This is a genomic window from Achromobacter sp. 1011811831, assembly GCF_059760905.1.
Genome location: NZ_JCBANG010000064.1, coordinates 1 through 25,042 on the forward strand (window position 1 = coordinate 1; position 25,042 = coordinate 25,042).

29 protein-coding genes are annotated in these 25,042 nt (G+C 70.2%); 10 read left to right on the plus strand and 19 right to left on the minus strand.

Features of this window, described 5'->3' with window-relative positions; all coding sequences use genetic code 11:
- The 5 genes from AC6LJ9_RS21205 to AC6LJ9_RS21225 form a co-directional block, all read right to left on the minus strand.
- On the minus strand, positions 1 to 229 hold a 229-nt coding region (locus tag AC6LJ9_RS21205), incomplete at its 3' end, for an anti-sigma factor family protein (protein WP_498149105.1).
- 1 nt (position 230) lies between these two features.
- Positions 231 to 743, minus strand: coding sequence for an RNA polymerase sigma factor (locus AC6LJ9_RS21210; RefSeq protein ID WP_498149106.1), 513 nt, complete (start codon positions 741 to 743; stop codon positions 231 to 233).
- A 21-nt stretch (positions 744 to 764) separates the two neighbouring features.
- Positions 765 to 1,133 carry a COG4315 family predicted lipoprotein gene (locus AC6LJ9_RS21215; RefSeq protein ID WP_212321482.1) on the minus strand — a complete coding sequence of 123 codons (369 nt, stop codon included), beginning with the start codon at positions 1,131 to 1,133 and terminating at the stop codon, positions 765 to 767.
- Between the two features lie 103 nt (positions 1,134 to 1,236).
- Entirely contained in the window at positions 1,237 to 1,734 is a 498-nt protein-coding gene (locus tag AC6LJ9_RS21220; RefSeq protein ID WP_498149107.1) for a GNAT family N-acetyltransferase, read from the minus strand.
- Positions 1,731 to 2,666, minus strand: a complete 936-nt coding sequence (locus tag AC6LJ9_RS21225; RefSeq protein ID WP_498149108.1) for a LysR family transcriptional regulator — start codon at positions 2,664 to 2,666, stop codon at positions 1,731 to 1,733. The genes AC6LJ9_RS21220 and AC6LJ9_RS21225 overlap by 4 nt, the downstream gene beginning before the upstream one ends.
- A 61-nt stretch (positions 2,667 to 2,727) precedes the next feature.
- On the opposite strand from AC6LJ9_RS21225, the gene AC6LJ9_RS21230 reads away from it, so the two are divergent.
- Complete coding sequence (locus tag AC6LJ9_RS21230; RefSeq protein WP_498149109.1) at positions 2,728 to 3,816, plus strand: 4-oxalomesaconate tautomerase; 1,089 nt, start codon at positions 2,728 to 2,730, stop codon at positions 3,814 to 3,816.
- Positions 3,817 to 3,848: 32 nt separating this feature from the next.
- A complete protein-coding gene (locus AC6LJ9_RS21235) occupies positions 3,849 to 4,823 on the plus strand; it encodes a Bug family tripartite tricarboxylate transporter substrate binding protein (RefSeq protein ID WP_498149110.1) in 975 nt (324 codons plus the stop codon).
- A gap of 10 nt (positions 4,824 to 4,833) precedes the next feature.
- On the opposite strand, the gene AC6LJ9_RS21240 is transcribed toward AC6LJ9_RS21235, so the two are convergent.
- The 6 genes from AC6LJ9_RS21240 to AC6LJ9_RS21265 form a co-directional block, all read right to left on the minus strand.
- Complete coding sequence (locus tag AC6LJ9_RS21240) at positions 4,834 to 6,240, minus strand: DUF1501 domain-containing protein (RefSeq protein WP_498149111.1); 1,407 nt, start codon at positions 6,238 to 6,240, stop codon at positions 4,834 to 4,836.
- The gene (locus AC6LJ9_RS21245) at positions 6,237 to 7,799 is read right to left on the minus strand and encodes a DUF1800 domain-containing protein (protein WP_498149112.1); all 1,563 of its coding nucleotides are present in this window, start codon (positions 7,797 to 7,799) and stop codon (positions 6,237 to 6,239) included. Before AC6LJ9_RS21245 ends, AC6LJ9_RS21240 begins: the two co-directional genes overlap by 4 nt.
- A gap of 146 nt (positions 7,800 to 7,945) precedes the next feature.
- Complete coding sequence (locus tag AC6LJ9_RS21250) at positions 7,946 to 8,650, minus strand: SDR family oxidoreductase (RefSeq protein ID WP_212321494.1); 705 nt, start codon at positions 8,648 to 8,650, stop codon at positions 7,946 to 7,948.
- A gap of 133 nt (positions 8,651 to 8,783) precedes the next feature.
- Complete coding sequence (gene azu, locus AC6LJ9_RS21255) at positions 8,784 to 9,236, minus strand: azurin (protein WP_498149113.1); 453 nt, start codon at positions 9,234 to 9,236, stop codon at positions 8,784 to 8,786.
- A 262-nt stretch (positions 9,237 to 9,498) separates the two neighbouring features.
- A complete protein-coding gene (locus AC6LJ9_RS21260; protein ID WP_498149114.1) occupies positions 9,499 to 10,824 on the minus strand; it encodes a ferredoxin reductase family protein in 1,326 nt (441 codons plus the stop codon).
- 111 nt (positions 10,825 to 10,935) lie between these two features.
- On the minus strand, positions 10,936 to 11,247 hold the full coding sequence (locus AC6LJ9_RS21265) for a PepSY domain-containing protein (protein WP_212321113.1): 312 nt from the start codon (positions 11,245 to 11,247) through the stop codon (positions 10,936 to 10,938).
- A 129-nt stretch (positions 11,248 to 11,376) separates the two neighbouring features.
- On the opposite strand from AC6LJ9_RS21265, the gene AC6LJ9_RS21270 reads away from it, so the two are divergent.
- The 3 genes from AC6LJ9_RS21270 to AC6LJ9_RS21280 are packed head-to-tail and all read left to right on the plus strand — an operon-like array spanning position 11,377 to position 13,798.
- Entirely contained in the window at positions 11,377 to 11,754 is a 378-nt protein-coding gene (locus AC6LJ9_RS21270) for a PepSY domain-containing protein (RefSeq protein WP_498149115.1), read from the plus strand.
- Complete coding sequence (locus AC6LJ9_RS21275) at positions 11,754 to 12,416, plus strand: response regulator (protein WP_498149116.1); 663 nt, start codon at positions 11,754 to 11,756, stop codon at positions 12,414 to 12,416. The genes AC6LJ9_RS21270 and AC6LJ9_RS21275 overlap by 1 nt, the downstream gene beginning before the upstream one ends.
- Positions 12,413 to 13,798 (plus strand): ATP-binding protein, encoded by a 1,386-nt coding sequence (locus AC6LJ9_RS21280; RefSeq protein ID WP_498149117.1) that lies wholly within the window; start codon positions 12,413 to 12,415, stop codon positions 13,796 to 13,798. The genes AC6LJ9_RS21275 and AC6LJ9_RS21280 overlap by 4 nt, the downstream gene beginning before the upstream one ends.
- Here the strand turns inward: AC6LJ9_RS21280 and AC6LJ9_RS21285 are convergent.
- From AC6LJ9_RS21285 to AC6LJ9_RS21300, 4 genes are all read right to left on the minus strand, one after another.
- Positions 13,782 to 14,210, minus strand: coding sequence for a universal stress protein (locus tag AC6LJ9_RS21285; protein WP_212321092.1), 429 nt, complete (start codon positions 14,208 to 14,210; stop codon positions 13,782 to 13,784). The genes AC6LJ9_RS21280 and AC6LJ9_RS21285 overlap by 17 nt on opposite strands.
- A 29-nt stretch (positions 14,211 to 14,239) precedes the next feature.
- Complete coding sequence (locus tag AC6LJ9_RS21290) at positions 14,240 to 14,665, minus strand: universal stress protein (protein WP_498149118.1); 426 nt, start codon at positions 14,663 to 14,665, stop codon at positions 14,240 to 14,242.
- Positions 14,666 to 14,826: 161 nt separating this feature from the next.
- Entirely contained in the window at positions 14,827 to 15,630 is an 804-nt protein-coding gene (gene murI, locus AC6LJ9_RS21295; RefSeq protein ID WP_498149119.1) for a glutamate racemase, read from the minus strand.
- Between the two features lie 51 nt (positions 15,631 to 15,681).
- Positions 15,682 to 16,602 carry a LysR family transcriptional regulator gene (locus tag AC6LJ9_RS21300; protein ID WP_212321086.1) on the minus strand — a complete coding sequence of 307 codons (921 nt, stop codon included), beginning with the start codon at positions 16,600 to 16,602 and terminating at the stop codon, positions 15,682 to 15,684.
- Between the two features lie 135 nt (positions 16,603 to 16,737).
- Here AC6LJ9_RS21300 and AC6LJ9_RS21305 point away from each other — a divergent pair, with 135 nt between their 5' ends.
- From AC6LJ9_RS21305 to AC6LJ9_RS21315, 3 genes are read left to right on the plus strand one after another with little or no spacing between them, the layout of a single operon-like run.
- Positions 16,738 to 17,313 carry a chromate transporter gene (locus AC6LJ9_RS21305; protein ID WP_103275913.1) on the plus strand — a complete coding sequence of 192 codons (576 nt, stop codon included), beginning with the start codon at positions 16,738 to 16,740 and terminating at the stop codon, positions 17,311 to 17,313.
- The gene (locus AC6LJ9_RS21310; protein ID WP_212321084.1) at positions 17,310 to 17,834 is read left to right on the plus strand and encodes a chromate transporter; all 525 of its coding nucleotides are present in this window, start codon (positions 17,310 to 17,312) and stop codon (positions 17,832 to 17,834) included. Before AC6LJ9_RS21305 ends, AC6LJ9_RS21310 begins: the two co-directional genes overlap by 4 nt.
- 56 nt (positions 17,835 to 17,890) lie before the next feature.
- Entirely contained in the window at positions 17,891 to 18,601 is a 711-nt protein-coding gene (locus AC6LJ9_RS21315) for a DUF1345 domain-containing protein (RefSeq protein WP_498149120.1), read from the plus strand.
- A gap of 53 nt (positions 18,602 to 18,654) precedes the next feature.
- Here AC6LJ9_RS21315 and AC6LJ9_RS21320 read toward each other — a convergent pair whose 3' ends face one another.
- Positions 18,655 to 19,776, minus strand: a complete 1,122-nt coding sequence (locus AC6LJ9_RS21320) for a methyltransferase (protein WP_498149121.1) — start codon at positions 19,774 to 19,776, stop codon at positions 18,655 to 18,657.
- A 362-nt stretch (positions 19,777 to 20,138) separates the two neighbouring features.
- On the opposite strand from AC6LJ9_RS21320, the gene AC6LJ9_RS21325 reads away from it, so the two are divergent.
- Positions 20,139 to 20,543 (plus strand): type II toxin-antitoxin system Phd/YefM family antitoxin, encoded by a 405-nt coding sequence (locus tag AC6LJ9_RS21325; protein ID WP_498149122.1) that lies wholly within the window; start codon positions 20,139 to 20,141, stop codon positions 20,541 to 20,543.
- Positions 20,540 to 20,950: a type II toxin-antitoxin system VapC family toxin gene (locus tag AC6LJ9_RS21330; protein ID WP_158658492.1), complete on the plus strand. Its 411-nt coding sequence runs from the start codon at positions 20,540 to 20,542 to the stop codon at positions 20,948 to 20,950. Before AC6LJ9_RS21325 ends, AC6LJ9_RS21330 begins: the two co-directional genes overlap by 4 nt.
- Positions 20,951 to 20,979: 29 nt before the next feature.
- Here AC6LJ9_RS21330 and AC6LJ9_RS21335 read toward each other — a convergent pair whose 3' ends face one another.
- From AC6LJ9_RS21335 to fdhF, 3 genes are all read right to left on the minus strand, one after another.
- The gene (locus AC6LJ9_RS21335) at positions 20,980 to 21,240 is read right to left on the minus strand and encodes a formate dehydrogenase subunit delta (protein WP_498149123.1); all 261 of its coding nucleotides are present in this window, start codon (positions 21,238 to 21,240) and stop codon (positions 20,980 to 20,982) included.
- An 11-nt stretch (positions 21,241 to 21,251) separates the two neighbouring features.
- A complete protein-coding gene (gene fdhD, locus AC6LJ9_RS21340; protein ID WP_498149124.1) occupies positions 21,252 to 22,073 on the minus strand; it encodes a formate dehydrogenase accessory sulfurtransferase FdhD in 822 nt (273 codons plus the stop codon).
- A 75-nt stretch (positions 22,074 to 22,148) separates the two neighbouring features.
- The gene (gene fdhF / locus AC6LJ9_RS21345) at positions 22,149 to 25,025 is read right to left on the minus strand and encodes a formate dehydrogenase subunit alpha (RefSeq protein ID WP_498149125.1); all 2,877 of its coding nucleotides are present in this window, start codon (positions 25,023 to 25,025) and stop codon (positions 22,149 to 22,151) included.
- Positions 25,026 to 25,042: the final 17 nt, after the last annotated feature.

Here is a 25,042-nt window from a genome sequence, read left to right on the forward strand (position 1 = left end):
GGCGCAGCGGCAGCGGCTCGTCCAGCACCGGGTCGAGCAGGGCGCGCAGCGCCTGGCGTTGCGCCTGCCATGCGTCCACGCGGGCGCGGTCCTGCGGATGCGCGGCCAGGAAGGCCTCGACCTCCGCGCGGCGCGCAGCCGCGAGCTGGCCGTCGGCGTAGGCGTGCAGGTCGGCCTCGGCGATGGGGGCGCCGGTGGCGGGGATGGCGTGCAGGCGTTTGTCGTTCATGTCATTTCACGCGATGTAGCTTGGTGGCTGCTTCGCGTCCTTGCAGCAGCGCGCCCAGCCGTTCGCGGGCGCGCGACAGGCGCGACATCACCGTGCCGATCGGCACGTCCAGGACTTGCGCGGTGTCCTGGTAGGACAGCTCCTCGACGCAGACCAGCAGCAGCACCTCGCGCTGTTCGGGCGGCAGCGCCCGCAGGCAGCGGTCCAGGTCGCGCACCTCCAGTCCGTCGGACTGGGTGGCGCGCACCGGCACCTCGGGCAGCTCGTCCACGGGCGTCAGCTCGGCCTGCCGCCGGCTGGCGCGCAGGCCGTCGACGAAATGGTTGTGCATGATGCCGAACATCCATGCGCGCAGTTCGCCGCGCCGTTGCCAGCGCGAGTAGCGGCTCCAGGCGCGCTCCAGCGTGTCCTGGACCAGGTCGTCGGCGCGCTGCGGATCGCCCGCCAGCCCGCGCGCATAGCGCCGCAGGCTGGGAATGCAGGCGAGGATCGCGGCTTCGTCTTCGGCGCGCATGGATCGGAGGGCGCGGCGGGATCAGGGCTTGGCCGCGTGCCACACGTCCTTGAAGTTGTCGCCGGTCTTGTCGCCGGCCTTGGCGTCCTTGGCGTACAGGTAGACCGGCTTGCCCTTGTAGGCCCACTGCTTGCCACCGTCGTCGCGGGTGATGATGGTGAGGTCGCCCGAGGCCTTGGCGTCGGCGGCGGCCATCACGGGCGGCCAGAGCTTGGCGCACTGGTCGTTGCAGGCGCTCTTGCCGCCTGCGTCCTTGTCGAAGGTGTAGAGGGTCATGCCGGCTTCGTTGACCAGGACGCCGTCCTGGGCCTTGACGGGCTGGGCCTGGACGGCGGCCGAGAACAGGGCGGCGCCGGCCAGGGCCAGCAGGGCTGCGGTGGGTTTGCGCATGGTGTGCCTCGCGGAAAGAGTTGGGTTGGGGACTGCCTGGGATAGACGCTGCCCGCTTCTTGCTTATTCCACGCCCGGAAAAAAAAATCCGGACCGGCGCGGTTCACGCCGCCGAGCGGGTCGCGGATGTGGCCAGGGGCGCGCGCGGTGCTCGGGGCGCTCGGGGCGCATAGCGCATCTCGATTTCCTGGCCCCGGGTTTCCTGGGCCGTGAAGCCCATCGCCTCGTAGAGCCGGCGCGCGGGGTTGCCGTCCAGCACCGACAGCGTCACCGGCGCGCCCTCGGCGTCGGCCTGTTCCAGCAGGCCGGCCAGCAGGCGACGGCCCAGCCCCTGGCCCTGGAACGCGGGATCGATCTGGATCTGCACCAGGCGCCAGCCGGCGGGATCGCGATACGCCTTGAACAGGCCGGCGGGCCGGCCATGGAACCAGACGATCTGCGCGTCGCTGAAGTGGTGACGGATGCGCGCCAGATGATGCTCGTCGTCTTGAGGGACGCCCGCGCGGTCCAGGTGTTCTGTCATGGTCGCCTTGCGCAGCGTCAGCAGGAAAGGCAGATCGTCTTCGGTGGCGGGTTGCAAGGCCAGGCAGATGAGGTTCATGGGGAGGACGGCCGGGGAGAGGGTTTGCGCTTGGCTGATTTTCCAGTCTGGTCAATCAGGTTATATAACTGTTGCGCCGCCGGCGCCAGCGGGCGGCCTCGGCGCGAGATCAGGCCAAGGCTTCGGGTGACCCTGGGCTGTTCCAGCAGCACGCTGGCCAGCGTGGAATGCCCCTTCAGCGGCATGGCCAGTCGCGGCACGGCGGCGACGCCCAGTCCGGCTTCCACCAGGCCGAGCAGCGTCATGACATGGCTGACTTCATAAGCGCTGACCGTGCGCTTGCCGCTCTTGGCCAGCGCGTCGTCGATCAGCAGCCGGTTGCCGCTTTCCTTGGCCACGGTCATGTAGCGCTCGCCCGCCAGCTCATCCCAGGTGATGCTGCGGCGGCGCGACAGCGGGTGGTCGTTGCGAACGGCAAGCACGAAGTCTTCGCGCAGCACGGCCTTGAAGTCCACGTCGGGCTCCTGGGTGCCGAAGAAGCTGATGCCGAAATCGGCACGGCCCGATACGACGCTGTTGAGCACCGTGTTGGCCGTTTCGTCAATGATGCGCACGCGGATGCGGGGAAAGCGCAGCGAATACTCGTGAATGATGGCCGGCAGGAAGTAGTACGCCACCGAGGGCACGCAGGCCACGGTGATCAGTCCCTCCCGTTGCGTGGCCAGGTCGCCAATGCTGAGCACCGCGCTTTCCAGCTCGTCGATGGCCGTCCGGGCGCGTTCGAGAAAGACTCGTCCGATATTCGTGAGGGACACGCGGCGCGTGGTGCGCTCCAGCAGCTTCGCGCCCAACTGCGCCTCCAGTTTGTCGACGCGCCGGCTCAAGGCCGGTTGCGACAGATGGAGATCCTCGGCGGCCGCGCGGAAGCTGGCGCGTTCCGCCACCGCCACGAAGGCCTGCAGTTCCTGGAGATCGAAATTGATGCGTCCCATGCATTAATCCATCCGTAAATTGCAATTCAAATATTAGCCCGCCCTGCGCAGAATGGCAGCCATGGAAACGATCATCCCTTGCGTCCTGATGCGCGGCGGCACGTCGCGCGGCCCTTTCTTCCTGGCGGATTGGCTGCCCGCCGATCCAGCCGAGCGCGACCGCTTGCTGCTGACCGCGATGGGGTCGCCGCATGCGCTGCAGGTCGATGGCCTGGGCGGCGGCAACAGCCTGACCAGCAAGGTCGCCATCGTGTCGCGTTCGCGCCGTCCCGGCTGCGATATCGACTACCTGTTCGCGCAGGTGTCGGTGGACCAGGCCAGCGTGGACCTGCGGCCCAACTGCGGCAACATGCTGTCCGGCGCCGCGCCTTTCGCCATCGATGAAGGGCTGCTCGCGGCCAACGATGGCGTGACCTCGGTGCGGGTCCACAACGTCAACACGGGATCGGTGATCGAGGCGATCGTGCAGACGCCGGGCGGCCGGCTGACCTACGAAGGCGCCGCGCGCATCGACGGCGTGGCCGGCACGGCGGCGCCTGTCCGGCTGAACTTCCTGGATGCCTGGGGCGCGGTGACTGGCGGCCTGTTCCCTTCCGGGCAGCGGCAGGACGACATCGATGGCCTGCGCGTCACGCTGATCGACGCCGCCATGCCGATGGTGCTGATGCGGGCTTCGGACCTGGGCGCGCGCGGCGACGAGACGCCGGCGGAGCTGGACGCCAATCCGGCCCTGATGGCGCGGATCGAGGCGGTGCGCCTGGAGGCGGGCCGACGCATGGGGCTGGGCGATGTCCGCGACAGCGTGCTTCCCAAGCCCGTGCTGCTGGCGCCGGGCGCGCAGCCCATGGCGCTGCGCTCGCGTTATTTCACGCCACGGTCCTGCCATCGCTCGCATGCCGCGACCGGCGCGGTGGGCGTGGCCTGCGCTTTTCTCATACCGGGCACGGTGGCGCATGGCTTCGGCGGCCCGGAGCCGGCCGCTGGCAGCCGTGGCGTGCGCATCGAGCATCCGTCGGGGGCGATGGATATCGAGGTGGAGCTTGGTGACGACGGCGTCTCGATACGGCGCGCCGGTCTGGTGCGCACCGCGCGAAAGATCATGAAGGGGGTGCTGTATCTGCCCAATCCCATTTCCCGCGCCGTCCCGTAGAGGCCGGCAATCAAAAAAACAGGAGACATCCCATGCATTCCCGTTCTTTCGCCGCAGCCTGCGCCGCGGCCTTGCTGCTGCTCAACGCCACGCCGGCATCCGCCGCCTATCCGGAGCGGATGCTCACCATGGTCGTGCCCACGGCCGCCGGCGGCGGCAATGACGTGCTGGCCCGCATCGTTGGCCAGAAGATGGGCGAACTGCTTGGCCAGACCGTCGTGGTGGTGAACAAGCCGGGCGCGCAGGGCGCCATCGCCTCGGAATATGTGGCCAGGCAGGCGCCCGATGGCTACACCCTGATGCTGGGCTACATCGGCACGCACGGCATCAATCCCGCCTTGCAAAGGCTGAGCTACGATCCGGTGCGGGACTTCACGCCCATCGGCTTCGTGGCGGATTCGCCCACGCTGCTGGTGGTGAGCGCCGGCCTGGGAGTGGAAGACGTCGCCGGTCTGGTGAACTATGGCAAGCAGCATCCCGACGGCTTGAACTACGCGTCGGCCGGCCCCGGCACCGCGCCGTCTGTCGCCGGCGTCCTCTTCAACCGCGCCGCCGGCGTGAACATGCTGGATGTGCCGTACAAAGGCTCGGCGCCGGCCATGAACGACACGCTGGCCGGGGTCACGCAGGTCATGTTCCCCAGCCTGTTCAGCGCGTATCCCCAGCTTCAGTCGGGCAAGATCCGCGCCCTGGCGGTGGCTGGTCCGAAACGGCTGGCCTCGCTGCCGAACCTGCCCACGCTGGCCGAAGCGGGCGTGCCGGGCGTCGAGGTGCCGCAGTGGTATGCGGTGTTCGCGCCGGCGGGATTGGATGCGTCGGTGGCGAGCAGGCTGAACACGACATTGAATCAGGCGCTCGCGGATGCCGGCGTGGCCGCCAAGATCGCGGAGCAGGGCGCTGAGGTCCGGCGCGGTTCGTCCGAGGAGCTGGCGCGGTTCGTTGAAAACGAGGCCGCGCGCTGGAAGCGCCTGGTCGACAGCGAGCGTCTGATGGCGGGCGGGATGTGATCGATCTGGCTTAGGCGGCCCTGTCGGGAGCGGGCAGCAGGCCCTCCGGCCCGGGGCCGAAGCGCGACAGATTGGGAAAGGCCAGCGCCAGTTCGTCGCGGCCAGCGCCGAACCACGCGCCCAGCGCGGCGCCCAGCTGTTCCACCGCCATGTCCGGCAGCAGGCGGCCGTTGTCGACGAAGCCCGGCCCGTCCAGCGCGATATCGGGATGCGCGCCATAGCAGCGCCCGCCCCGCACCGCGCCGCCAAGCACCAGCTGATGTCCGCCCCAGCCGTGGTCCGAGCCGTTGCCGTTCGAACCCAGGGTGCGGCCGAATTCGGAAGCGGTGAAGGTGGTCACCTGATCGGCCATCCCCATCCTGTCCAGTTCCGCCTGGAAGGCCGCCAGCGCCTGGCCCAGTTCGCGCAGCAGGGCGGGATGGTCGTCGCGCAGGCCGGTGTGGTTGTCATAGCCGTTCTGGGACACGAAGAACACCTGGCGGCGCGCGCCCAGCGGCTGGCGCGCGGCGATGATGCGGGCCACGATGCGCAGCTGTCCAGCCAGCGGCGTATCGACGCCGGCGAAGCTGGGCGGCGGCGGCACGGCGGCCAGCGCATCGCGCAGGCGCGCGTCCGTGGCGATCGAGCGCAGGGCGATGGCCGCCAGCTCGCTTTCCATCAGGTGCGGGCGTGGCGCGGTGATCAGATCGCGCAGCAGCGCGGTGCAGGCTTCGGAGCCGTAGAGCCCGTGGCGCAGCAGGTCGATGGCGGTCGATCCCTGTGGGCCGACGCGATAGCCGGAGGAATGGCGGCCGGCCAGCAGCACCGCGTTGCCGCCGGCGGTGACGCCCGCCATGCCCGATGTGGCCGAGCCGGCTAGCAGCAGGTCGGTCAGGCGGCCGGCCCAGCCGGACGACGCGCCTTCCGGCGCCAGCGCCTGCCAGTACGACTGCTGGTCGTTGTGCGAGAACAGCTTGGGTGGCAGCGCGGCTTTCCCGGCGACATAGTCGGCCTTGCTGGTGGGCGCGGCCAGCGGGCCGACGTTCAACGCCACGGCCATGCGTTCGCGCGCGTACAGGGGCGCCAGTGGCGCCAGCGACGGGGCCAGCGCGAAGCGCATGCCGTTCGCTTCCGGCCCGCCGCCCAGGACGGTGGCATGCAGCGCCTCGCGCGGCAGCGCGATGTCGGCGCGCGCGGCGGCGTAGGCGCGGTGCGAGGCCTCGTCATACGGCACGATGGTGTTGTAGGGGTCGTTGCCGCCGTACAGGAACACGCAGACCAGCGCCTTGTACGAGCCGGCGGGCGCTTCCTGCGCCGCGGCCGCGCCCAGCGCCGCCAGGTTGGCGGCCAGCGGCGCCGCGGCGCCCGCCGCCCCGAGCGCGCAGGCGCGCAGCAGGAAGGCGCGCCGGCCGGCATCGGCATGTCGTGTAGAGCTCATTTCTGCACCAGGTATTCGGGCGAGGCCGCCACCAGTACGATGGCGGCGCGCACGCGGTCGCGCGGCCGCTCGGGCGGGATGTCGCGCAGCGCGGCCGCGATCCGTCGCGCCGTCGCCTCGCTGAAGGCGTCGCCCGCCAGCAGCAGCGCGACATGGGCGACCAGCGCATCGGGATCGCCGGCCAGCGCCAGCTCGGCGGCGTAGTCGGTCTGCAGGTCTTCCCAGCCTCGATCGGCGTAGATGGCCAGGAAGTTCAGGTAGCCGGCGATGCTGGTTTCGTCGGTGATCTGCAATTCCGGCGCGGCCAGGCCCTGGCGCGCCAGCTCGGTGGCGGCGGGCGTGTAGCGCGGCCGGAAGAAGTTGAACACGCTGGGCGCGCGCATCGGGCTTTGCGCCAGCCGGATGGTGTTGTCGCTGGTGTCGGGCATGGCCCAGGCGCCGCTGGTCGAGCGCGCGCCGAAGGCCCGCGCCCAGCCGGAGAAGCGCAGGATGGGTTCGCGTACCTTGCCCCAATGGGGCGAGGCCAGGTCGGGAAAGCGCGCCTCAGGGTCGAGCAGCACGGCGCGCACCACGGCCTTCAGGTTGCCGCGCGCGCCCAGGTCGTCGTCGGCGAAGACCGCCGCCACGCGCGCCACGTAGGCCGGGCTGGGGTTGCTGGCGACCAGCCGCTGGATCAGTTGCGCGCCGATGAAGGGGCCGACATTGGGATGGGCCGAGATCGCGTCCATGGCCAGCGCCAGCGATCGCGGGCCGCCCGTGCCGGCGGGAATGACGGTGCCCAGGAAGCGTTTTTCCGCCATCGAATGCAGCGCCGGATCGAGCTTCATCGGCCGGCGGTGGAATTCCACGTCGGTTTCGGCGCCGTCCAGGTCCCAGCCGGTGAATACCCGGGCCAGGCCCTGGACGTCGGCGTTCGTATAGGTTTCCACCGGCGCGCCGCCGTCCAGGCGGGGCGTGCCGTCGGGGCGCAGTTGCAGCAGGCCGATGCTGAACAGCTGCATGATCTCGCGCGCGTAGTTCTCGTCGGGATGGCGGCCGGTGCGCGGGTCTTCCTTGCGGCTGCCGCGAAAGGTCAGCATGCAACCCATGGACAGGTTGCGGCTGACGGCGGCGAGCAGGCTCCGGTAGTTGCCCAGCGCGTGTTCGGCCAGCAGGTCCATGAAGCCGGCCGCGCCGAACAGCGGCCAGGACGCGGTGATGGACGCCACGTTCACCACGAAGATCTCGGACAGCGCGAAGGCGACGCGGGTGCGTACCTGGTCGGGGGCGCTGATGAACTTGCGCCACAGCGTGGCATCCAGCGGCGCGTTGATGCCGTTGCCCTTGTATTCCTCGGTGTTCCTGCCCTGTTGCAGCAGCCAGTCGAAATGCGTCTGCGACGGCGGCATGGCCAGCTGCGCGTCCAGCCAGGCGGCATAGCCGTCGCGCATGACGGCGGCGATGTCCGCCGGGGTGGCGCCGAAGCTGGCCTGGGCCAGGAAGCGCGAGGCCTGGCCGGCGCTGGGCGGGGGATAGTCGGCCGGCGCGGTGGCGGGCGCCATGGACGGCGTCGCGGGCATGGCGGGGCGCCTTCGTCGGGAAGCGGAACCCTAAGGTAACGACGGGCGCGCCGGCGCTTCAATACCGCCAGACGGATGAGCGCCATCCAAAGGATGAGCCGCCCCGCGCGCCGCGCTGGGCGGAAGCGCGGGGACGGCCATCCGGATTAGACCGAACGGGTGATGCCGCCGTCGATGCGGATGTTCTGGCCGGTGATGTAGGACGAGGCGTCCGAGGCCAGGAAGGCGATCAGGTCGGCCACTTCCTGGGCCGTGCCGTAGCGGCCCATGGGAATGCGGGAGCGGCGCTCTTCCTTTTCGGGCAGGCTGTCGATGAAGCCGGGCAACACGTTGTTCATGCGCACGTTGTGCGCCGCGTACTCGTCCGAGAACACCTTGGTGAAGGCGGCCAGGCCGGCGCGGAATACACCCGAGGTCGGGAACAACGCCTCGGGCTCGAAGGTGGCGTAGGTGGAGATGTTGACGATGGCGCCGGACCGCTGCGCTTGCATGATCGGGGCCACCAGGCGCGTGATGCGCACGACGTTGAGCAGGTAGAACTCCATGCCCAGCTGCCAGTCGGCGTCGCTGATTTCCAGCAGCGGACCCTTGGGGCCGTGGCCGGCGCTGTTGACCACCGCGTCGATGCGGCCCCACTTGGCCATCACCGTATCGACCAGGCGCGCCAGGTCTTCGGGCGAGCGGTTCGAGCCGGTCACGCCCAGTCCGCCCAGTTCGCCGGCCAGGGCTTCGCCCTTGCCCGAGGAGGACAGGATGGCGACGCGAAAGCCGTCGGCCGCCAGTTTGCGCGCCGCGGCCGCGCCCATGCCGCTGCCGCCGGCGGTGACGATCGCTACTTTTTCCTTGCTCATGTTCGCTCCTGCGTGTGGGGCCGTGCCCGGGATCATGGGAGCGGCCATTGTAGGGGCAGGCGCCGGACGGCAAAACGCCCCGCGCTTCCGGCCGGGGGGCCGGGAGGACGGGGCGCCGCGAGACGCGGGCGGGTCAGTCGACCAGCTTGAGCGTGCCCTTCATCATGGCGAAGTGGCCGGGGAAGGAGCAGAAGTAGGTGTAGTCCTGGCCGGCCGCGAGCTTGCTCACGTCGAAGGTCACGGAATCCGATTCGCCGCCGCCGATCACCTTGGTGTGGGCGATGACGCGGGCGTCATCCTTCTTGACGTAGTCGGCGGGCAGGCCGGCGGCCATGCCGTCGTTCACCGCGCCCTGCATGTCGGCCGTCTTGGTCAGCACCCAGTTGTGGCCCATGACGTTCTTGGCCAGCTTGCCGGGATGCTTCAGGTTCACCGTGAACTGCTTGCAGCTCTTGCTGACGGTGATTTCCTTCTTGTCGAACTGCATCTGGTCATTGCCCGCGATGTCGACCGAGCATTCGGCCGCCAGCACCGGGGCCGAAGCCACCGCCAGGATCGCCGCGACGCAGAGTTTCTTGAACACCATATACATGCCTCCAGATTTTCGGATAGAGGGTTGCTGGCCGCCCGCCGCGGACCGCCGGGACGGGGTCCGGGCCGCGGGCTTGCCGGGATGGATCTATTGTCGTCCCGATCGCGGGCGGATCGGGCGCCGTGGGCGGGACGGGTTTGACCCAGCGCAAGCAAAGCCGATTGCGTTGCCGGAAATCCTGCGGAAAACGGAGCAGTCCGCCGGCGCGGCGAGCGGTGCAGCGGTCCCGCCTTGACGCGCGGGGCCGCCTTCGATGCTAACGCATCTGGAACGCCTCCTGATGCCAGCGCACGTCGGCGCGGCCCAGGCGTCGCAGGCCGGCGCGCAGGCTGCGCGCCAGTCCGGCGGGGCCGCAGAACCAGACCTGGGCGGCCTGGCCCGCGGCCGGATCCAGTTCCAGCTGCGCCGCGTCCAGCCGCTGGCCCCGGGCCGCGTCATGGATGCTCAGACGGATCGAGGGCAGGGCCGCGCAGCGTTCACGCAGCGCGGCGGCGAAGGGATCGGCGGCCGCGTCGCGCACGCAGTAATGCAGCTGCGCGCTGGGCGCCCGGGCCGGGTCGGCGCCCAGCGCATCCAGCCAGGCCAGGAAGGGCGTGACGCCGATGCCGCCCGCCACCCAGACCTGCGGCGCGGCGTCGCCGACGTCGAGCTGGAAGCAGCCATAGGGGCCTTCGACCTCCACCGGCTGGCCCACGCGCAGCGCATCGGGCAGGCGCGAGGTGTAGTCGCCCAGCGCCTTGATCTCGAAGCGGATGACGCCATCCCGCCGAGGCGCGCTGGCGATGGTGTACGGGTGCGCGCCTTCGCTGCGGTCGAAGCGCACGAAGGCGAACTGTCCCGCCTGGTGGCCGCGCCAGCCCGCGTCCAGGCGGCATTCGACTTCCAGCACGCCGTCGCGCTTGCGTTCCAGCGCCGTGATGCGCCCGTGGCTGCGGCGGCCATGGCCGATGCGGCCGGCCAGCGCCACGCCGGCGCTCCAGATGCCGGCCGCCAGCAGCGGGGCGAGCAGCAGGCCGGTGATGCCGGTCCAGTAGCCGGCCGGCGCCAGCGCCACGGCATGGAAGGCCAGCACCAGGAACAGCACGGGCATGACGCGATGGGCCAGGCGCCAGGCGTGATAGGGAAAGCGGCGCCACAGCGTCAGCGCCAGCATCAGCAGCAGCGCATAGATCGACCATTCGCCCAGGTCCTTGGCGATTCCCCGGCTGCCTTCGAACAGGGCCAGCGTCAGGTCGCGCGCGGGGCGACCGTCCGTGCCCAGCAAGGTCTTCAAGGGGCCGCTGGCCAGCTTGATCAGCCAGTGCGCGGCGCCGGTCACGACAGCCAGGATGCCGGCCCATTTATGCAGCCGGTAGACCCGGTCCATGCCGCCCAGCGGGCGCTCCAGCCTGGCCGGGCGCAATGCCAGCAGCATGATCAGCGCCATCAGCGCGATGGACCAGACGCCCGTCAGGTACAGCGCCTGCCGCTGCAGGACCCAGGGCCAGGCGCCAGCGGGCGCGGCTTGCAGGACGAACGCGTCGCAGGCCCAGGCGAGGGTGAGGACGAGCAGGAAACCGCCCAGGGCGGTGCGGGTTTTCATGATGACTTCCATCGAAGAGGGCCGCCCGGAAGGGCGGGACGGGCGCGGACTGCCAAGGGGGCGCCGGGACGGCGCAGCGCCGGCGCCGTCCGCCCCAAGGAAAACGCCGCCTCAGTCCTTCAGGCGGCTGCGCAGCACGGCGCCGCTTTGCGCGTCCACGCGCAGCTTCACGCGCTGGCCCTGCGGGTTGTCGGCCTTCACGTCGTAGCGGCCGTGCTCCAGCTCGATCTCGGTGATGTTGCGGTAGCCGGCGGTGGTCAGCGTGTCATAGACCTGGCGCACGGTCAGGAACGTCTGGGGTTGGGCCGTGGCTGCGGCGGGAGCGGCCGTGGGCTGAGGCGCGGTCTGGGCATAGGCGGCGGAACCGGCCAGCGCGGTGGCGCCCAGGGCAAGCGCGGCGAAAGTGTTGCGGATCGAGGTCATGGGTGGGTCTCCTTGATGAGGGGCATGGCGCGGGATCGGCCATGGAACGCATTATTCGCAAGTGGCCATGAACCCTTTCTGAAGCGTCCGTTCACCCGCCGTTCATCCTGGACGCGGTATAAGAAACCCATGTTTTCCTTCAATCTTCGCGGCGCTGGCCGCCATCCGATCGCGCGCGCCGGTCTCTGGCTGTGCGGCGTCGCGCTGGCCGTGGTCCTGGCGGCGGGCCCGGGCCTGGGCACGGCCGGCGAGGACGACCACGATCGCGCGCGCCAGGCCCTGCAGGACGGCAAGATCCTGCCGCTGCGCGATGTGCTGGACCGGGTCGAGCGCGACTATCCCGGCCAGGTGGTCAAGGTCGAGTTCGAAGAGGATGATGGCGAGTTCATCTACGAGATCCGGCTGCTGCAGAGCGGCGGCGGGCTGATCAAGATGAAAATCGACGCGCGCGACGGCAGGGTGCTGAGCGTGAAGGGGCGCGACATTCAATTCCGGGGCAAACACTGATGCGGATCCTCGTGGTGGAAGACGAGCCCACGCTGTCGGAGCAGCTGTCCGAGGCGCTGGGCCAGGCGGGCTACCTGGTGGACGCCGCGGCGGACGGCGGCCGTGCGCACTACCTGGGCGAGGTCGAAACCTATGACCTGGTGGTGTTGGACCTGGGCCTGCCGGTGATGGACGGCCTGACGGTGCTGAAGAAGTGGCGCGCGGCGGGGCTGGGCATGCCGGTGCTGATCCTGACCGCCCGCGACAACTGGCACGAGAAGGTCGCCGGCATCGACGCGGGCGCCGACGACTACCTGACCAAGCCCTTCCACATGGAAGAGCTGCTGGCGCGGCTGCGCGCCCTGCTCAGGCGGCAGAGCGCCCACACCAGCGCGCAATGGCGCTGCGGTTCGATCATGCTGGACACGCGCCAGGCCCGCGTCACCGTGGACGGCCAGGCGCTGTCGCTGACCAGCCATGAATTCAAGGTGCTGGCCGTGCTGATGCAGCGGGCCGGCGAGGTGGTCTCGCGCGCCGAGCTGAACGAGCACATCTACGCGCAGGACCAGGACCGCGATTCCAACACCATCGAGGTCTTCATCGGCCGGCTGCGCAAGAAGCTGCCGTCCGACACCATCGAAACCGTGCGCGGCCTGGGGTATCGGCTGGCGAGGACGGAATGAGCGCTGCGCGCGCGCCCGGCTCGCTGCGCTGGCGCCTGCTGGCGGGCACGCTGGCCTGGATCCTCGCCACCGTGGCGCTGGCCGGCTGGGGCCTGGGCAATCTGTTCCGCCAGCACGTGGCCGAGCAGCTGCGCGCCGAGCTGGTCCTGCACCTGAACCAGCTGACCGCGGCGGTCAACGTCGCGCCCGATGGCGCGCTGAGCGTGACGCCGCTGAGCGATCCGCGGCTGGGACAGCCCCTGTCGGGCCTGTATTGGCAGATCGACCGCCTGGACGACCAGGGGCGCACGGTGATGCCCGGGGCCGCGCGCTCGCGGTCGCTGTGGGACCAGACGCTGGCCCTGCCCGACGCGGCGGCCGATGGCGCCTACGACATCGCCGGTCCCGAGCGGCATCGGCTCACGACGCTGACGCGCACGCTCAAGCCGGAAGAGTCCGAGTCCGGGGCGCTCCGGCTGGCGGTGGCGGCCGACACGGCGGCGCTGGCCGAGCCGGTGGGACGCTTCAACCACATGCTGCTGATCGCGCTGGGCGCGCTGGCGGCGGGCCTGACGGCCGCCGCGGTGGTGCAGGTGCTGGTGGGATTGCGGCCGTTGGCGCGGCTGCGCGCGCAGCTGGCCTCGCAGCGCGGCGGCGGCGGCGTCACCCCGATCGAGGGACGCTTTCCCAGCGAGATCCAGCCGCTGGTCGAGGACTTCAACCGGGTGCTGGCGGTCAACGCCGACATGGTCCAGCGCGCGCGCACGCAGGCCGGCAACCTGGCGCACGCGGTCAAGACGCCCTTGAGCATCCTGGCCAATGCCGCCGCGCGCGAGGACAGCCCGCTGGCGGCGCTGGTGCGCGAGCAGGCCGCGCTGGCGCAGCGCCAGGTCGACCACCATCTGGCCCGCGCGCGGGCCGCGGCGGCGGCTGGCGCGATCGAGGGACGCACGCCGCTGCGGCCGCCGCTGGAGGCGCTGCTGCGCGTCATGCGCCGCCTGCATGCGCAGCGCGGGCTGGATGTCGACATGCCGGCCTTTGCGGCGGACCTGGCGTTTCGCGGCGATGAACAGGACCTGCAGGAGATGGCCGGCAATCTGCTGGACAACGCCTGCAAATGGGCGGCCCGGCGCCTGCGCGTCACCGCCGCGCGCGGCGGCGACGGCATGTTGCTGATCCATATCGATGACGACGGTCCGGGCATCCCCGAGGACGAGCGCGAGCGCATCTTCGAGCGCGGCACGCGGCTGGACGAGCAGCGGCCGGGATCGGGGCTGGGACTGGATATCGCGCGCGATCTCGCGCGCAGCTATGGCGGCGACGTGCTCGCCGGGGAGTCGCCGCTGGGCGGGCTGCGCGTGACGCTGCGCCTGCCCGCCGCCCGCGTCAGCGGATCAGCGTGACCGGCGCGTCGGCCAGCTGCAGCACCTGGTTGGCGACCGAGCCGACCAGGATGCCGGCCAGCGCGCCATTGCCTCGGCTGCCCATGACGATGCGCTGGCAGCCGTGTTCGCGCGCATAGGCGTTGATCGCCACGGCCGGATTGCCGAATTCCACATGACTGGTGTAGTCGATGCCGGCGTCGTCGAGCAGCTTGCGGGCCTCGTCGGCGGCCTCCTGGCCTTCGCGCAGATAGAACTCGTCGATCATGTCCTGCGTGATCAGGCTGGACAGGCCGGCGCGGCCGCGCGGCGGCGTCTGGACGTTGAGCAGGTGGACGCGGGCGGACGGCGCGCCGGCGGCCAGCGCGCGCGCATGCAGGACGGCGCGGTTGGCGTTGTCGGAACCGTCGACGGGAACGAGCAGGTTCAGCATGGTTGCTCCTTGTTGCGACGCTTGCGCGTTCACTTGACCAGGGTGACGGGCAGGGCCGTCAGGTGCAGGACCTTGGTGGCCACCGAGCCCATCAGCAGCGCGGATACCGAGCCCAGGCCGCGCGAGCCCATGTAGATTTCGTCGGCGCGGGTATCGTGCGCCACGCGCGCGATGGTTTCGGCGATGGCGCCGACCTCGGTGTGCTCGGTGCAGGGCAGTCCCGCCGAGTGCAGCAGCGCGGCGGGCTCGCGCAGCGCGTCGCGCGATTCGCGCAGGTGATAGGCGTCGATCTCTTCCTGGGACAGGCCTCGGCCGATCTTGCCCGCCTGCAGCGGCACCTGCACGTTGAGCAGCTCGACCTGCGCCACGGGATCGTAGCGGCGCGCTTCCAGCAGCGCCTGGACGGCGTGCAGCGCGTGCTGCGATCCGTCCACGGGTATCAGGATGCGTTTCATGGCGGGTCTCCTCGTCTGTCGCGGGCGCGTCCGGCGCGGCCCTGGCGACTCCAGCCCGCGCGGCGGGCGCGGGACCGGGGCGGGCGTCAAGCGACCGTCCCACACCGATTATTCGTCAAATCGGGCCCGTCCGGGCTGCGCCGGATCAAACGCCGGCGCGCTCAGCGCCAGGCGGGCGGCGTCTGCGCGGCCTGGAAGTCGCCGCCCAGCAGCAGGCCCGCCAGCCGGGCCAGCGTGGCGGGATCGCCGGTGGTTTCCAGTTCCAGGGCGCCGCATCCGCCGTCGGCCAGCAGATCGCGTTCCCGCAGCTGGTGGCGCAGCCAGCGCGCCACCGGAGCGCCGGTTTCCAGCAGCGGCACCGAGGGACCGGCCGCGGCCCGGATGGCCGTGTCCAGGAAGGGGAAATGGGTGCAGCCCAGCACCAGCACGTCGGCGCCGGCATCGCGCAACTCGCGCACCGGGGCTTCGACGGCGGCGCGCAGGGCGGGGCCTTCCAGCTCGCCGCGCTCGACCAGGGCGACCCATTCGGGGCAGGGCCGGAGCAGGATGCGCACCTCGGGCGCTTCACGCTGCACCAGGGCGGCGAACTTGCGGCTGGCCAGCGTGCCGGTGGTGGCGAACACGCCGATCACGCCGCTGGCGGTCAGGTGCGCGGCGGGCTTGATGGCCGGTTCCACGCCGATCACGATCAGGCCGGGGAGGCGCGCGCGCAGGTCGGCGATGGCGGCGGCCGTCGCCGTGTTGCAGGCCACCACGATGGCCTTGGCGCCGCGCTCGACGAAGTAGTCCGAGATGGTTTCGGCGCGTCGTCGCACATAGTCCGTGGTTTTCTCGCCGTAGGGCACGTGGGCCGAGTCGGCCACGTACAGCAGGCGTTCGCCGGGCAGCGCGTCGCGGATGGCGCGCGCCACGCTCAGGCCGCCCAGGCCGGAGTCGTATACGCCGATAGGTTGCGGGGAGGGCATGACGGATGCGGGAAGGGATGCGACAGCCGCAGAGTGTAGCGCCGCCCGGCCTCAGGCCTGCTGCTGGGCGCGGCAGAGCCGCACTTCTTCGATCAGCTTGCGGCAGGCGCCGGACAGGGGGGCATCGCGCCAGATCAGGTTGAGCGGCGCGCGCAGGCCGGCGGGCTGGGTGACGTTGACGTAGACCACGCCCTCGATGTTGACCCGGCGCAGCGAGGCCGGCACCAGCGACACGCCCAGGCCGGCGGCCACCAGGCTCAGGGTCGACAGCATGCGCGGCGCTTCCTGCGCCATGCGCGGGCTGAAGCCGGCGGCCGCGCAGGCCGAGATGATGGCGTCGTACAGGCCGGGGCCGTTGTGGCGGCGGTACAGGATGAAGGATTCCTCGGCCAGTTCCGACAGCGCGATGCGCTTCCTGGGGCGGCCCCTGACCATCGGATGGTCGGCGGGGAAGGCCGCCAGCATGGTTTCCTCCAGCACGCTTTCCACCACCACGTTGCGGCTGGCGCCCTGGGCGCCGCGGATGAAGGCCGCGTCGACCCGGCCTTCGGCCACGGCCTCGGTCAGCTCGCCGGTGCTGCTTTCCTCCAGCACCAGCCGCACATTGGGCGCGGCATCGCGAAAGCGCCGGATCACGGACGGCACGAAGGGGTGGAAGGCCGCCGAGCCGGTGAAGCCCACCGTCAGCCGGCCGGCCTCGCCGCGCGATACCTGGCGCACGCCGTCCACGGCCTGGTCCACCAGCGCGATGATGTTGCGCGCGTCCGCCAGCAGCGCGCGGCCGCTTTCGGTCAGTTCCATGCCGCGCGGCAGGCGGTTGAACAGCGTCACACCCAGCTCCTGCTCCAGTGCGCGGATCTGCTGGCTGAGCGGCGGCTGGCGGATGCCCAGGCGCTCGGCGGCCTTGGTCAGATGGGATTCCTCGGCCACCGCCAGGAAGTAGCGCAGCAGGCGCAGATCGACGGATGCCATATCTGGTAAATATGAGTGATTAACCAGTCATATATTAGACATTATTCAGGGCCGGGAGTAGGCTGCGGGTTGTGTTTGACCGGCGGCGCGCAGGCGCGGCCTTCCACCCTACCGGCCCCGCGCCGGCAATAAAAAATGAATGCAGCGACTCCTACCGCCGAAGCCGGCCTCGCGCCCGCGCCGAGCTGCGGGCAATTGTTCCAAGGGTTCCTCATGCTCGGCCTGACGGCCTTCGGCGGCGCGCTGCCGCTGGCGCGCCGCATGGTGGTCGAGAAGCACCGCTGGCTGTCCGGGGCGGAATTCACCGACCTGCTGGGCCTGTGCCAGTTCCTGCCCGGCGGCAACATCATCAACCTGTCGGTAGCGCTGGGCATGAAATTCCGAGGTCCGCGCGGCGCCTTTTCCGCGCTGATGGGACTGATCCTGGCGCCGTCGATCATCGTGGTGCTGCTGGGCATGGTCTACGACCGATTCCAGAACGATCCGCATGTGCAGCACCTGTTCGCCGGGCTGGCCGCCGCCGCGGCGGGCCTGCTGATCTCGATGGCGGTCAAGATCGGCCTGCCCGTGATCAAGCGGCGCGACTGGCTGGCCGGCGTCGTGGCCACCGCCTGTTTCATCTGCATCGCGGTGCTGCGCATCCCGCTGCTGCCGACCATGGCGGTGCTGACGCCGTTGAGCATCCTGCTGGTCTGGAGGCAAAGGCGATGATGCAGACGCTGTGGGCGCTGGCCCAGATCTTCACGCAGCTGTCCGTGCTGGCCTTCGGCGGCGGCAACACCATCCTGCCGGAAATGCAGCGGCAGGTCGTCGATGTGCACGGCTGGATGACGGCCGCCGACTTTTCCGCGCTGTTCGCGCTGGGGCAGGCGGCGCCGGGGCCCAATCTCATGGTGGTCACGCTGGTGGGCTGGCACGTGGCAGGCTGGTCCGGCATGCTGGTCACCACCCTGGCCAAGTTCGGGCCGTCCTCGATCATTACCGTGATCGCGCTGGGATTGTGGGAACGCTTCAAGGACCGGCCCTGGCGCGGCATGGTGCAGGCCGGCATCTTTCCCATGACGGTCGGACTGGTGGCCGCCAGCGCCTCGCTGATCACGGAATCCTCGGTGCACAGCTGGCTGCTGGGCGCCATCACGGCGGCGGTGGCGCTGCTGGGCAGCGTCACGCGGATCCATCCGCTGTGGCTGCTGTTCGCCGGAAGCTTGGTGGGTTTGCTCGGTATCGGTTAGCGTGTAGCTTGCCGCGCCGCCGCCAGGGGCGGCGCGCCATCAGCCAGGAGCAAGCCATGTCGCAGCCCGTCAGGGATCCGCAGCAGCAGCCAGCCGCCGGCCATGCGCCCGATGGAATGGGCGAGGTCCGCGCCCTGCCGTTCTTTCACGCGCACCGCAGGCTGGCGCTGAGCGCCCTGCTGGCCATCGGGCTGGGCGCGGCGTTCCGGGCGGCGGGCCTGCCCTACAGCCGCGCCGCGCTGCTGGCCTTCGACGTGGCGGCGCTGGTGTTCCTGCTGGCGACCGCGCATGCGTTCACGCGGGCCACGCCGCAGTCCATGCGCGAGCGCGCGCAGCTGGTCGACGTGGGCCGCAGCGCGGTGCTGTGGAGCAGCGTGGCCATTTCCTGCCTGATCGTCATGGCGCTGTGGATGGAGCTGCGCTCGTCCTCGGGGGCCAGCGGCGCGCTGGACATGATCGCGGCGGCGGTCAGCATCGTGCTGTCCTGGCTGTACATGAACATGATCTTCGCGCTGCACTACGCGCACGGCTACTACAGCCGCCGCAGTCCCACGCACAAGGGCCTGGAGTTCCCCGGCACGCCGGAGCCGGACTACTGGGACTTCGCCTACTTCGCCCTGGTGCTGGGCATGACCTTCCAGGTGTCGGACGTGCAGATCGTCAACCGCCGGCTGCGGCGCACGGCGCTGGTGCACAGCGTGATCGCCTTTTTCTTCAATGTCTTCATCATCGCCATCAGCGTGAACGTGGCGGCCGGGCGGGTCTAGCGGCCGCCAGCGCCAAGGCCGGCGGATTTTCGGCGGATCGGGTCGTCAGGCCGTCAGGCGGCGGCCAGCCGCCAGAGCGAGGTGACTTCGCGCGAGCGCGCCGCGTGCAGCGGATCGGATGCGTCGGCGGCGCGGCCGTGGCGCGGCCGCGTGTCGATACGGTCCACCACCCGCAGGCCGGCTCGCGCGATCATGTCCAGCAGGTCGTCGCGGCTGCGCAGGCCCAGGTGCTCGGCGAGGTCGGACAGGATCAGCCAGCCTTCGCCGCCCGGCGCCAGATGGTTGGCCAGACCGTCCAGGAAGCCGCGCAGCATGCGGCTGTCCGGGTCGTAGACCGCGTATTCGACCGGCGAGCTGGGGCGCGCCGGCAGCCAGGGCGGATTGCAGACCATCAGCGGCGCGCGGCCCGGCGGAAACAGATCGGCCTGGACGAGTTCGACGCGATTCGTCAGGCCCAGGCGTTCCAGGTTTTCGCGGGCGCAGGCCAGCGCCCGCGGATCCTGGTCGGTGGCGACCACGCGCGCCAGGCCGCGTCGCGCCAGCACGGCCGACAGCACGCCCGTGCCCACGCCGATGTCGAAGGCGGTGTCGCCCGCCGGCAGCGGCGCCTGTGCCACCAGGTCCACGTATTCGCCGCGCACGGGCGAGAACACGCCATAGTGCGGATGGATGCGGTCGCCGCCCAGCGCGGCGATCTCCACGCCTTTCCTGCGCCATTCGTAGGCGCCGATCAGGCCCAGCAGTTCGCGCAGCGAGGCCACGTAGGGCGCGTCGGACGGGCCGTGGGCCTGCTCGCAGGCCAGCCGGGCGTCGGGCGCGCGGCGCAGCGGGATGACATGGCCGGCGTCGAAGGGAATCAGCAGCATGCCCAGGATGCGGGCGCGCTGCGCCTGCGCCATGCGATGCTGGTTGAAGGCCGCCAGCAGCGTGTCGGCCGGCTTGCGGGGACGCTTGTCCACCCGCCGCGTCATGGCCTGCAGCAGCTGGCGCGCGTTCTGGTAGTCGCCACGCCACAGCAGCCCGGTGCCCTCGCAGGCCAGGCGATAGGCCTGGTCCGCCGTGATCCGGTCGTCCGCGACCACGACGCGCTTGGGCGGCGGGGCTTCGGATTCCGAGCGCCAAAGGGCATGGCGGGGGGCCTGGTCTTCTTCCCAGTGCAGTTCGGGGGCGGTCAAGCTTGGGCTCCGCGGGCGGGACGGGATGGGGGCAGGGCGGTCATGGAGGCGTTGTGATTCAAGGGCGAAGGTCCGCGCGGAAAGAGGCGGCTCGGAACGCGAGGTTATGGCTGAGGCGATAGCTTAGCGTGAATCGGGCCAGCCCTTTTCGTCGCCGTGGCGTGACAAAAGCGCGTCTGGGGGGCATTGCCAGGACATCGATATTCGCGGACGCTAGGCCGTCGGCGGTGTCTTTGTGTCGCGAGGCAGGGGCGGGCCGTCGGCGGGCATGCGCGACTCGGAGCCCCGGGCTCCGAAGCTGTGCGCAGGAACGCGTAATTGCGTCCTAGAAACCACTTGGGGAGTCACGCATCATGAGCAGCTTGTTTGCCATACGCGCCAAGGCCGGCGCTGGCGTTGCCGAGGTTGCGGGCGGCGGGTTGCCGCTGAATTGGATATTGCCCGAGGGCACCGAAGTAAGTACTGTTTTCGATGAAATAGTACTGAAGGGTGCCCCGATGACCAATACCTTGACCATTGCAGAACTCAAGCGCCGCGGCATGGCCGCCCTTGAAGAGGCCCTGGCGCATGGCCCGGTGCATATCTTCAAGCGCAACAGGCCCGCCGTGGTCGTGCTGTCCGCGGATGAGTACCAGCGCCTGATCGAAGGGCGGCCGGCCGAGCGTCCCGGCATGACAGCCATGCAATGGCTGCTCGCGCAGTCAGGCGCGGGCGCGCGTGACAAGGCCGAGATCGACGCCGCGCTCAAGCAGGAGCGCGACTGGTGATCGCCTTTCTCGATGCGAACGCGCTGATCTATCGGATAGAAGGGCAGGAACCCCAAGCCAGCGCGGTCCAGTCCGAATTGTCGAGATTGTCCCGCGCGCATCCGGGCTTGAGAGTCGCGCTCAGCCGCCTGTCATGGCTGGAGTGCCGCATCGGGCCGATGCGGCGCAACGATAGCGCCACGCTGGCCAGGTTCGACGCGTTTTTCGCGCTGCCGGACCTGATCTGGCTGGAAATGGATTGCAAGGCGGTGGAACTGGCGGCGGCGATACGCGCCCGGCACGGCACGCGCACGCCGGACGCCCTGCAAGCCGCGTGCTGCCTGCAGCTCGGCAACGCCCATGTGATGCTGACAGGCGATACGGCATTCAAGCGCATCAGCGGCTTGAACGTTTCGTTGCTGCAATAGGGACGCCGGCGCTACCGAGGACGCCGCACTTAGTCCGGCTTGCGGCCCGCCGGCGTCAGGCGGTCGCGGTTTTGCTGCACCGCCTCGCGCACCAGCGGATGCAGCGTTTCCTGCCCGGCGTCGCCGTCCGGCTGGCCGGCCAGGAAGTCCAGCAGCTGGTTGCGCATGCGCGGCTCCCAGAACTTGTGGATGTGGTTGGCCACGCCTTCGCCGGCCTCTTGGCGGTCGGGCATGGCTTCGAAGAACTGGCCGATGCGGTTGGCCATGCGGATCAGGTTGCCGATTTCCATGCGGGTCCGGGTCAGGAAAGAATGCGTTCGGGGTGGGCGTACAGCGTGGCGTCGTCGTTGCGCAGGAAGCCCAGCAGCGTGATGTTGGCCTCTTGCGCCAGCCGCACGGCCAGCGCGGTGGGGGCGGACACTGCGGCCAGCACGGGCACGCCGGCGGCGGCGGTCTTCTGCACCATCTCGAAGCTGGCGCGGCTGGACACCAGCACCATGCCGGATGCCGCGGCCAGGCCTTGCCGCGCCAACGCGCCGACCAGTTTGTCCAGCGCGTTGTGCCGGCCCACGTCCTCGCGCAGCAGGGCGATGGCGCCGTCGGCGCCGGCCCAGCCGGCGGCGTGGGTGGCGCCGGTCAGGTCGTGCAGGCGCTGGCGTGCGCGCATGTCGCGCATGGCGGCCAGCACGGCCTGGGCGCGCAGCGGCGCGCCGGCGGCCACGGGCGGCACCGGCCGCAGCACTTCAGGCAGGGTTTCCACGCCGCACAGGCCGCAGCCGGTACGGCCGGCCATGGCGCGGCGGCGCGACTTGAGCCGCGCCTCGCAGGCGCTGGAGATTTCCAGCTGCACCACGATGCCGTCGCATTGCGGCACCACATCGATGCCGCGCACATCGGCGGCGCTGTCGACGATGCCCTCGGACAGCGAGAAGCCGAGCGCGAAGTCTTCCAGGTCGGCCGGCGTGGCCAGCATGGTGGCGTGGCTGATGCCGTTGTATTCCAGCGCGACCGGGGTTTCCTCGGCCAGGTGGTCGGCTTCCGTGGCGGATGCGACGGCGCCTGCCCGGATACGGGTCACCTGGGCGGGGATGCTGTCGTGGCGGTCTGCGGCGGGCTGGCTCATGCTTTGCGTGCGTATCGTTGCGGCTGGCGGGGGGGCGGCGTTGCCGGCGCGCGGTTCGCGCGCGCCGGGACGGCATCATTTCCCCGTCATCGCCGCGTCGCTCTCGCGGGTCCGCTCGCGCAGCAGCTTGTGCTGGATGTCCGCGAAGCGCGACCATTGGCGCTGCCATTCCGAAGGCTGGGACACGCGCGTGACCTGCACGGCGGTGACCTTGTATTCGGGGCAGTTGGTCGCCCAGTCGGAGCTGTCGGTGGTGACGACGTTGGCGCCGGATTCGGGGAAGTGGAAGGTGGTGTATACCACGCCCGGCTGGACCCGGTCGGTCAGCGTGGCGCGCAGCACGGTCTCGCCGGCGCGGCTCTGGATGCCGACCCAGTCGCCCTCGGCCACGCCGCGGTCCTCGGCGTCCTGCGGGTGGATCTCCAGCACGTCCTCGCTGTGCCACATGACGTTGGGCGTGCGGCGGGTCTGCGCGCCCACGTTGTACTGCGACAGGATCCGCCCGGTGGTGAGCAGCAGCGGAAAGCGGCGCGTGCTGCGCTCGTCGGTGGGCACGTACTTGGTGATCATGAAGCGGCCCTTACCGCGCACGAACTGGTCGATGTGCATGATGGGCGTGCCGTCCGGCGCCTCGTCGTTGCATGGCCATTGCAGGCTGCCCAGCCGGTCCAGCTTGGCGTAGCTGACGCCGGAGAAGGTGGGCGTGAGCCGGGCGATCTCGTCCATGATCTCGCCGGGGTGGCGGTAGTTCATGGGATAGCCCAGTGCATTGGACAGGGCCACGGTCACTTCCCAGTCCGACTTGCCGTTCCTGGGCTCCATGACCTTGCGCACGCGCGAGATGCGGCGCTCGGCGTTGGTGAAGGTGCCGTCCTTTTCAAGGAAGGACGAGCCCGGCAGGAAGACGTGGGCGTACTTGGCGGTTTCGTTCAGGAACAGGTCCTGCACCACGATGCATTCCATCGCCGCCAGCGCCGCGGCCACGTGCTGCGTGTTCGGGTCGGACTGCACGATGTCCTCGCCCTGGCAGTACAGGCCCTTGAACGAGCCGCCCAGCGCGGCCTCGAACATATTGGGGATGCGCAGGCCGGGCTCGGGCTGGATGGTCACGCCCCAGTCGCGCTCGAACAGCGCGCGCGCCGCGTCGTCGGAGATGTGGCGGTAGCCGGGCAGCTCGTGCGGGAACGAGCCCATGTCGCAGGAACCCTGCACGTTGTTCTGGCCGCGCAGCGGGTTCACGCCCACGCCCTCGCGGCCCACGTTGCCGGTGGCCATGGCGAGGTTGGCGATGGCCATCACGGTGGTCGATCCCTGGCTGTGCTCGGTCACGCCCAGGCCGTAGTAGATCGAGCCGTTGCCGCCGGTGGCGTAGAGCCGCGCCGCGCCGCGCACGTCGCGGGCCGGCACGCCGGTGATCTCCTCCATCGCCTCGGGCGAGTTCTCGGGCAGCGAGACGAAGTCGCGCCATTCCCGGAACGCCTTTTCCTCGCAGCGCTCGGCGACGAAGGCCTCGTCGATCAGGTTCTCGGTGGCGATGACGTGCGCCAGCGAGGACAGCAGCGCCGTGTTGGTGCCGGGGCGCACCTGCAGGTGGAAATCGGCCTTGATGTGCGGCGAGCTGACCAGCTCGATGCGGCGCGGATCGATCACGATCAGGCGCGCGCCCTGGCGCAGCCGGCGCTTCAGGCGCGAGGCGAACACCGGGTGGCCGCTGCTGGGGTTGGCGCCCATCACGATCACCACGTCGGTGTGCATGACCGAGTCGAAGGTCTGGGTGCCGGCCGATTCGCCCAGCGTCTGTTTCAGGCCGTAGCCGGTGGGCGAGTGGCAGACGCGGGCGCAGGTGTCGACGTTGTTGGTGCCGAAGGCCGCGCGCACCAGCTTCTGCACCAGCCAGGTTTCCTCGTTGGTGCAGCGCGAGGACGTGATGCCGCCGACGGCATCGCGCCCGTGGCGCGCCTGGATGCGGCGGAATTCCGAGGCCGCGTGGTTGATGGCCTCGTCCCAGGACACCTCGCGCCACGGATCGGTGATGCGCTGGCGGATCATGGGCTTGAGCACGCGTTCCTTGTGCGTGGCGTAGCCCCAGGCGAAGCGGCCCTTGACGCAGGAATGGCCACGGTTGGCCTGGCCATCCTTCCAGGGCACCATGCGCACCACTTCCTGGCCCTTCATCTCGGCCTTGAAGCCGCAGCCCACGCCGCAATAGGCGCAGGTGGTGACCACGGAGTGCTCGGCCTGGCCCATCATGATGACGGTCTTTTCCTGCAGCGTGGACGTGGGGCAGGCTTGCACGCAGGCGCCGCAGGACACGCATTCGCTGTCCAGGAAGGGCTGGTCCTGGCCGGGCGACACGCGCGATTCGAAGCCCTTGCCGGAAATGGTCAGGGCGTAGGTGCCCTGGGTTTCCTCGCAGGCGCGCACGCAGCGGTTGCAGACGATGCACTTGGACGGGTCGTAGGTGAAGTACGGATTGGACTCGTCCTTGGTGCTGTCCAGGTGGTTGGCGCCCTGGTAGCCGTAGCGCACTTCCCGCAGGCCCACCACGCCGGCCATGTCCTGCAGCTCGCAGTCGCCATTGGCCGGACAGGTCAGGCAGTCCAGCGGGTGGTCGGAGATGTACAGCTCCATGACGCCGCGCCGCAGCTCGCGCAGCTTGGGCGTCTCGGTGTGCACCACCATGCCGTTCTCGGCGGGCGTGGTGCAGGACGCCGGATAGCCCCGGCGTCCGTCGATCTGCACCAGGCACAGGCGGCACGAGCCGAAGGGCTCCAGGCTGTCGGTGGCGCAGAGCTTGGGGATGTTGATGCCGGCCTCGGCGGCCGCGCGCATCAGCGAGCTGCCTTCGGGCACGGTGATTTCCTGGCCATCGATGGTCAGGGTGACGGTCTGGGCGGACTCGCGGGCGGGCGTGCCCAGGTCGCGGTCTCGCTTGATGACGGTTTCCAGCATGGCGGTCTCCGGGGCGG

What these genes read in the sequence shown, in the direction of transcription:
- AC6LJ9_RS21225 (WP_498149108.1), bottom strand. Translation starts at nt 2,666, where the DNA reads ATGGGACGCATCAATTTCGATCTCCAGGAACTGCAGGCCTTCGTGGCG.
- AC6LJ9_RS21215 (WP_212321482.1), bottom strand. Translation starts at nt 1,133, where the DNA reads ATGCGCAAACCCACCGCAGCCCTGCTGGCCCTGGCCGGCGCCGCCCTG.
- AC6LJ9_RS21265 (WP_212321113.1), bottom strand. Translation starts at nt 11,247, where the DNA reads ATGACCTCGATCCGCAACACTTTCGCCGCGCTTGCCCTGGGCGCCACC.
- AC6LJ9_RS21220 (WP_498149107.1), bottom strand. Translation starts at nt 1,734, where the DNA reads ATGAACCTCATCTGCCTGGCCTTGCAACCCGCCACCGAAGACGATCTG.
- azu (WP_498149113.1), bottom strand. Translation starts at nt 9,236, where the DNA reads ATGGTGTTCAAGAAACTCTGCGTCGCGGCGATCCTGGCGGTGGCTTCG.
- AC6LJ9_RS21285 (WP_212321092.1), bottom strand. Translation starts at nt 14,210, where the DNA reads ATGCTGAACCTGCTCGTTCCCGTCGACGGTTCCGACAACGCCAACCGC.
- AC6LJ9_RS21210 (WP_498149106.1), bottom strand. Translation starts at nt 743, where the DNA reads ATGCGCGCCGAAGACGAAGCCGCGATCCTCGCCTGCATTCCCAGCCTG.
- fdhD (WP_498149124.1), bottom strand. Translation starts at nt 22,073, where the DNA reads ATGAGCCAGCCCGCCGCAGACCGCCACGACAGCATCCCCGCCCAGGTG.
- AC6LJ9_RS21250 (WP_212321494.1), bottom strand. Translation starts at nt 8,650, where the DNA reads ATGAGCAAGGAAAAAGTAGCGATCGTCACCGCCGGCGGCAGCGGCATG.
- AC6LJ9_RS21280 (WP_498149117.1), top strand. Translation starts at nt 12,413, where the DNA reads ATGAGCGCTGCGCGCGCGCCCGGCTCGCTGCGCTGGCGCCTGCTGGCG.
- AC6LJ9_RS21300 (WP_212321086.1), bottom strand. Translation starts at nt 16,602, where the DNA reads ATGGCATCCGTCGATCTGCGCCTGCTGCGCTACTTCCTGGCGGTGGCC.
- AC6LJ9_RS21260 (WP_498149114.1), bottom strand. Translation starts at nt 10,824, where the DNA reads ATGAAAACCCGCACCGCCCTGGGCGGTTTCCTGCTCGTCCTCACCCTC.
- murI (WP_498149119.1), bottom strand. Translation starts at nt 15,630, where the DNA reads ATGCCCTCCCCGCAACCTATCGGCGTATACGACTCCGGCCTGGGCGGC.
- AC6LJ9_RS21245 (WP_498149112.1), bottom strand. Translation starts at nt 7,799, where the DNA reads ATGCCCGCGACGCCGTCCATGGCGCCCGCCACCGCGCCGGCCGACTAT.
- AC6LJ9_RS21335 (WP_498149123.1), bottom strand. Translation starts at nt 21,240, where the DNA reads ATGGAAATCGGCAACCTGATCCGCATGGCCAACCGCATCGGCCAGTTC.
- AC6LJ9_RS21240 (WP_498149111.1), bottom strand. Translation starts at nt 6,240, where the DNA reads ATGAGCTCTACACGACATGCCGATGCCGGCCGGCGCGCCTTCCTGCTG.
- AC6LJ9_RS21270 (WP_498149115.1), top strand. Translation starts at nt 11,377, where the DNA reads ATGTTTTCCTTCAATCTTCGCGGCGCTGGCCGCCATCCGATCGCGCGC.
- AC6LJ9_RS21310 (WP_212321084.1), top strand. Translation starts at nt 17,310, where the DNA reads ATGATGCAGACGCTGTGGGCGCTGGCCCAGATCTTCACGCAGCTGTCC.
- fdhF (WP_498149125.1), bottom strand. Translation starts at nt 25,025, where the DNA reads ATGCTGGAAACCGTCATCAAGCGAGACCGCGACCTGGGCACGCCCGCC.
- AC6LJ9_RS21275 (WP_498149116.1), top strand. Translation starts at nt 11,754, where the DNA reads ATGCGGATCCTCGTGGTGGAAGACGAGCCCACGCTGTCGGAGCAGCTG.
- AC6LJ9_RS21235 (WP_498149110.1), top strand. Translation starts at nt 3,849, where the DNA reads ATGCATTCCCGTTCTTTCGCCGCAGCCTGCGCCGCGGCCTTGCTGCTG.
- AC6LJ9_RS21305 (WP_103275913.1), top strand. Translation starts at nt 16,738, where the DNA reads ATGAATGCAGCGACTCCTACCGCCGAAGCCGGCCTCGCGCCCGCGCCG.
- AC6LJ9_RS21290 (WP_498149118.1), bottom strand. Translation starts at nt 14,665, where the DNA reads ATGAAACGCATCCTGATACCCGTGGACGGATCGCAGCACGCGCTGCAC.
- AC6LJ9_RS21230 (WP_498149109.1), top strand. Translation starts at nt 2,728, where the DNA reads ATGGAAACGATCATCCCTTGCGTCCTGATGCGCGGCGGCACGTCGCGC.
- AC6LJ9_RS21315 (WP_498149120.1), top strand. Translation starts at nt 17,891, where the DNA reads ATGTCGCAGCCCGTCAGGGATCCGCAGCAGCAGCCAGCCGCCGGCCAT.